This window comes from Sphingomonas sp. (assembly GCF_048595155.1).
In the GTDB taxonomy this organism is placed as follows: domain Bacteria; phylum Pseudomonadota; class Alphaproteobacteria; order Sphingomonadales; family Sphingomonadaceae; genus Sphingomonas_I.
This window is the reverse complement of record NZ_JBMDXN010000108.1, coordinates 1-4,772: the sequence shown is the minus strand read 5'-3', so window position 1 is coordinate 4,772 and position 4,772 is coordinate 1. Positions and strand designations below refer to the sequence as shown.

Sequence of the window (4,772 nt, the reverse complement as noted above, 5' to 3'; positions counted from 1 at the left end):
CGACCAGCAGCTTCTCGATCCGATGCTGGTGCAGCAGGCGCTGCGCGTCGGCGGAATTCACGCCGGCGCGTACCGTCACCAGATTCTGGCTGGTCATCAATTCCGACACCGCCTGATCGGGCCGCTCGGCGAACCGCATGTCGCGGTGCGTGAGGATGCCGACGAGCTTGCCGTTCGGCTCGACCACCGGGAAGCCGGAAATATGATGCCGGCCCATCAGTGCGCGCGCTTCGGCCAGGGTCTGCGTCGGCGTCAGCGTGATCGGGTTGACGACCATGCCGCTCTCGAAGCGCTTCACCGCGCGAACGGCGGCCGCCTGTTCCTCGATCTCCAGATTGCGGTGGAGCACGCCGATGCCGCCCAATTGGGCCATCACGATCGCCATGTCGGCCTCGGTGACCGTATCCATCGCGGACGACATGAAGGGGATCATCAGCCCGATGTCGCGCGTCAGGCGGGTGCTGGTGTCAGCCGACGTCGGCAACACCTCCGACGCGCCGGGCCGGAGCAGCACGTCGTCAAAAGTAAGGCCGAGTTCGATGTTCATGAATCCCCGCGGATGGAAGAAGGATTCGGGGCCATATAGGCGGCCATCGCCCGCGGCGCTAGGCCGGCACCGCCCGTTTCAGCGCGCGGCGGGCGGCATCGACGTGCATCGTCTCGATCATGCGGCCGCGAAAGCGCTCGGCGCCTCCGCTTGCGGCCGCGATCAGCGCCTTAGCCTCGTCGATTTCCTCGGCCGAAGGGGCGAATATGCGATTGGCGACCTCGATCTGCTTGGGGTGGATCAAGCCTTTGCCGCTGAAGCCGAGCGCGCGCCCGGCCAGGCAGTCAGCCTCTAACGCGTCGCTATCGTCCAGCAGGTTGAACACGCCGTCCAACGGAACGATCGCGGCAGCACGCGCCGCCAGTACGATCGACTGCAACGCCAGCGTCAGCCCATCGCGCCCGGCGTCCGGCGGAAGCCGTAGCGTGGCCGCAAGATCATTCGACCCGGCGATCAGGCCGACCACCTGCGCCACACCGGCAATCTCCCGCGCGGCATACACACCCGCTGGCGTCTCGATCATGGCCAGCAGAGGTTTGCCGAGGCGCCGTGCCAACACATCGGCATATTCCGCTGTTTCGACTTTCGGCACGACGATGAGGTCGATGCCGCGCAGGCTGGACAGCGCGGCAAGGTCCGCGTCGTGCGACGGGCCCGGTCCGTTCAGCCGCACCGCCATCAGGCGCTCGCCCCAGCCGCCGTCCGCCGCCGCCTGCGCCGCGGCGCGTGCAGCGTCCTTGTCGGCGTCCCGCACCGAATCCTCAAGGTCCAGAATAACCATATCGCATGGCAACGTGCGGGCCTTCGCGATTGCGCGCGCGTTCGAAGCGGGCAGGAACAAGGCGGAGCGGACATGATCGAGCATGGGATGCATCTACCGGCAGCACGCGGCCGCGCCAAACCCGAAAGGCCGGGCGCGGCGCCAAGCCATCGCCCAAACTAGCGCAGCGTCGGGCTATCCAGGTTCAGCTTGCTGGCCGGAATGACGTCCGCCTTCACGCCCTTGGCCTGCAGCTTCGGCAGGAACTGGGCGGCGTCGCCGACAACGATGACGCTCGCTGGGCTGGGGTTGATCAGCTCCTGCGACACTTGCCGGACCTGTTCGGGGGTCACTGCGGTGATCGCCGCTGAATAGCGACTGATCTCATCCAGCGGCACGTCCTGCAAGACGAGACCGGCGGCGTAGCCCGCCAACCCATCGGTGGTTTCCACCTGCCTGCCAAAGCCGCCGATGAGGGAGGCCTTGCGCGCGTCGAGTTCCGCCGTCGGCACCAGATCCGTGCCCATGCGTGTCATCTGTTCGCGGATCAGATCGATGACTTCGGGAACCGTGCTGTTCTTCGTCTGGGTCGAGGCCGCGAGCGGGCCAGGCGCGCGCCGTGCCTGGAACGAGGATCCGGCGCCATAAGCGAGGCCCCGTTTGACCCGCACTTCCTGATTCAGGCGCGCACTGAAACCGCCGCCCAGCGCCTGCTCGGCCACCACCATCGGGTAATAGCGCGGATCCTTGCGGGCGATCGTCACCCGCGCCACCACGACGGCGGCCTGCGGCGATTGCGGCATATCGACGACATAGGTCTGTGGGGGTGAAGGCGTGCCTGCGGCGGGCGGCGCCAGCGGCGGCATATTGGGCTTGGCCCATCGGCCGAACAGGCGATCGGCAACCTGCGCGGCCTGATCGATCGTGATATCGCCGGCCATCACCAATGTGGTCGCGTCCGGGCGCCAATAGCCGCGATAGCCCTTCACGATGTCATCGCGCTGGATCGCCCGGATCGAGGCAGGCGTGCCATCCGCCGGCTTGCCATAGGGCCCAAGCCCATAGACGGCACGCGAGGAGACCATCGAGGCGAGCTGGCCCGGCTCACTATAGGCGACCTTAAGCCCGTCGAGCGCCTTGGTCCGTTCCCGCTCCAGTTCCTCCAGCTTGAACGACGGGTTCATGGCCACATCGGCGAAGACATCCATGGCAGGCGCCAGCTGATCGGATTTGACGGTCAGGGACAGGAACATGCCATCGCGCACGGCGTCGCCGCCGATCGCGCCGCCCAAGGTTTCGACGTCCCGCACAATATCCGTGGCAGAGCGCGTTGCCGTGCCCTTGGTCAGGAGATCGGCGGTCAGTTCGGCCACGCCGCCGCGTGCGGCCGGATCGGTCGACGATCCGCCCCCGGCCACCAGATAGGCGGTCACGATCGGCAGCGCATGCCGCTCGATCACCACCAGACGCATCCCATTGCTCAGACGCCGCTCGCGCAGGGTGGGCAAGGTCGGCGTCACCGGGGCGCCGGGCGCGGGCGGCTGGACCCGCTGATCCGCGGGCGCGGCGACGACGACCGGCACGTCCCGGGGAATCACGAGCGGAGCGGTCGCGACCGTGGGTGCGATCGGGATCGCGTCCGCCTGCGCGCCAGGGGCGCCGGGAAGATAATCGATCGTCACCGCGCGATCGTCCGCAAACAACTTGCGGGCGACACGCTGGACGTCAGCCGCCGTCACCGCCTGGATCTGCGCGATGCGCGTGTCAGCGGCGTGCGGGTCATTTTCCAGGATTACGCTGGAAGCCAGCGAGCTCGCCCGCCCCTCCGCCGTTTCGCGCTCCTTCAAGGCGGACGTGACGATCTGGTTCTTGACCCGGGTCAATTCCTGCGCACTGACCGGCGCATCGCGCAGCTGGGCGATCTCCCGGCGCATTGCCGCTTCCACCGTTTCCGGCGTCTTGCCACCGGCGACGATCGCATAAGCGGAAAACATGCCCGTGCCCTTGCGCAGATCGGTGGAAATCCCCGTTTCCGCCGCAAGCTGATCGCGATAGACCAGCGACTGGTAGAGCCGCGCGCTTTCGCCGCCGGACAAAATACCATCGATGACGTTCAGCACCGCATGATCAGGATCGCTTGCCGGCGGCAGCTGCCAACTCAGCACCACCGCTGGAAGTGGCGTATTGGGCGCGTGCAGCGTGAAGCGCCGCGCGGCGGTGCGCGGCGGCTCCGCCACGAAATTGCGCGGGATCGGGCGGTCGGGCTTTGCGATCGGTCCGAAATATTGGTCGACCCACTTGTTCAGATCGGCCGGGTTGAAGTTGCCGGACACGACCAGCACGGCGTTATCGGGTCGATAATATTGTGCGTGGAAGGCGCGGACATCGTCCAGCGTCGCCGAATCCAGATCGGCAATGCTGCCGATCGGGGAACGGGCATAGCTGCTGACAGTGTAGCTCGCCGCCGGCAGGTTCAGCCGGAACAGGCTGTCATAGGGACGCGCCGCATCGCCGCGCAATTCCTCCTTCACGACGTCGCGTTCGGCCACGAACGTCGGCTGATCGATCACCAGCGATCCCATCCGCTCGGCTTCCGCCCAGATCAGGCTCTGCAGGTGATTGGCCGGCGCGGATTCATGATATTCGGTGAAATCGTCATCGGTGGACGCATTGTTGTTGCCGCCGATATCGTCGGTCAGCCGGTCCATCGTTTCCGCGGGCATGTTGCGCGTGGACTTGAACATCAAATGTTCGAACAGATGCGCGAAGCCGGACCGGCCGCGCGGATCGTCCCGCCCGCCGACATTGTACCAGACCTGGACCGAGACCGTCGTGCCGCTCGTATCGGGCATCGCGAAGACCCGGAGGCCGTTTGGCAGGGTGCGCTCGGTAAAGGCGAGCGGCGCGATCGTGGTAGGTGCGGCGAGTGCGGGTGTTGCGACGAGGATGGCGGCAGAGAGTGCAGCAAGCGAAACGAGGCGCATGTTTGCTCCTGGAAGGTGTCTGCGCCTCGTGCGCCTAACCTGCGCCGAAGGAAAGAGGCTAGGTCCGGATCGGCCGTTCAGCCGGCATAGTCGTCCGCCAGATCGCTGAACTTGGTGATGCGCGCCTCGAACTTCAGCTTCACCTTGCCCGTTGCGCCGTGGCGCTGCTTGGCCACGATCAGTTCGCACAGGCCGAACACCCCGGCCGCTTCCTTCATCCACTCCTCATGCGCGGCATGAACGTCGGCGCCGCTGGTGGAATCCGGCCGTTTCGGCTCGCGGGCGTTGACGTAATATTCCTCGCGGAACACGAACAAGACGATATCGGCGTCCTGCTCGATCGAGCCGGATTCGCGCAGGTCGGACAGCTGCGGCCGCTTGTCCTCACGCTGCTCGACCGCGCGGCTGAGCTGGGACAGGGCGAGCACCGGGACATGCAGCTCCTTGGCAAGCTGCTTCAGCCCGCGACTGATTTCCGAAA

At 66.3% G+C, this 4,772-nt stretch carries 4 protein-coding genes; all 4 read right to left on the bottom strand.

Annotation, left to right across the window (positions count from 1 at the left end):
• The coding region (locus ACOJSI_RS17395; protein ID WP_420139573.1) for an IMP dehydrogenase at window positions 1-547 on the bottom strand (547 nt) is incomplete at its 3' end.
• Between the two features lie 58 nt (window positions 548-605).
• Window positions 606-1,421: an HpcH/HpaI aldolase/citrate lyase family protein gene (locus ACOJSI_RS17390; RefSeq protein WP_420139572.1), complete on the bottom strand. Its 816-nt coding sequence runs from the start codon at window positions 1,419-1,421 to the stop codon at window positions 606-608.
• A 65-nt stretch (window positions 1,422-1,486) separates the two neighbouring features.
• A complete protein-coding gene (locus tag ACOJSI_RS17385; protein WP_420139571.1) occupies window positions 1,487-4,291 on the bottom strand; it encodes a M16 family metallopeptidase in 2,805 nt (934 codons plus the stop codon).
• A gap of 77 nt (window positions 4,292-4,368) precedes the next feature.
• A partial coding sequence (locus ACOJSI_RS17380; RefSeq protein WP_420139570.1) for a DnaB-like helicase C-terminal domain-containing protein occupies window positions 4,369-4,772 on the bottom strand: 404 nt, incomplete at its 5' end.

Bases quoted from the DNA above. Each gene is read 5' to 3' on its own strand.
- ACOJSI_RS17390 (WP_420139572.1), bottom strand. From the start codon at position 1,421: ATGCATCCCATGCTCGATCATGTCCGCTCCGCCTTGTTCCTGCCCGCT.
- ACOJSI_RS17385 (WP_420139571.1), bottom strand. From the start codon at position 4,291: ATGCGCCTCGTTTCGCTTGCTGCACTCTCTGCCGCCATCCTCGTCGCA.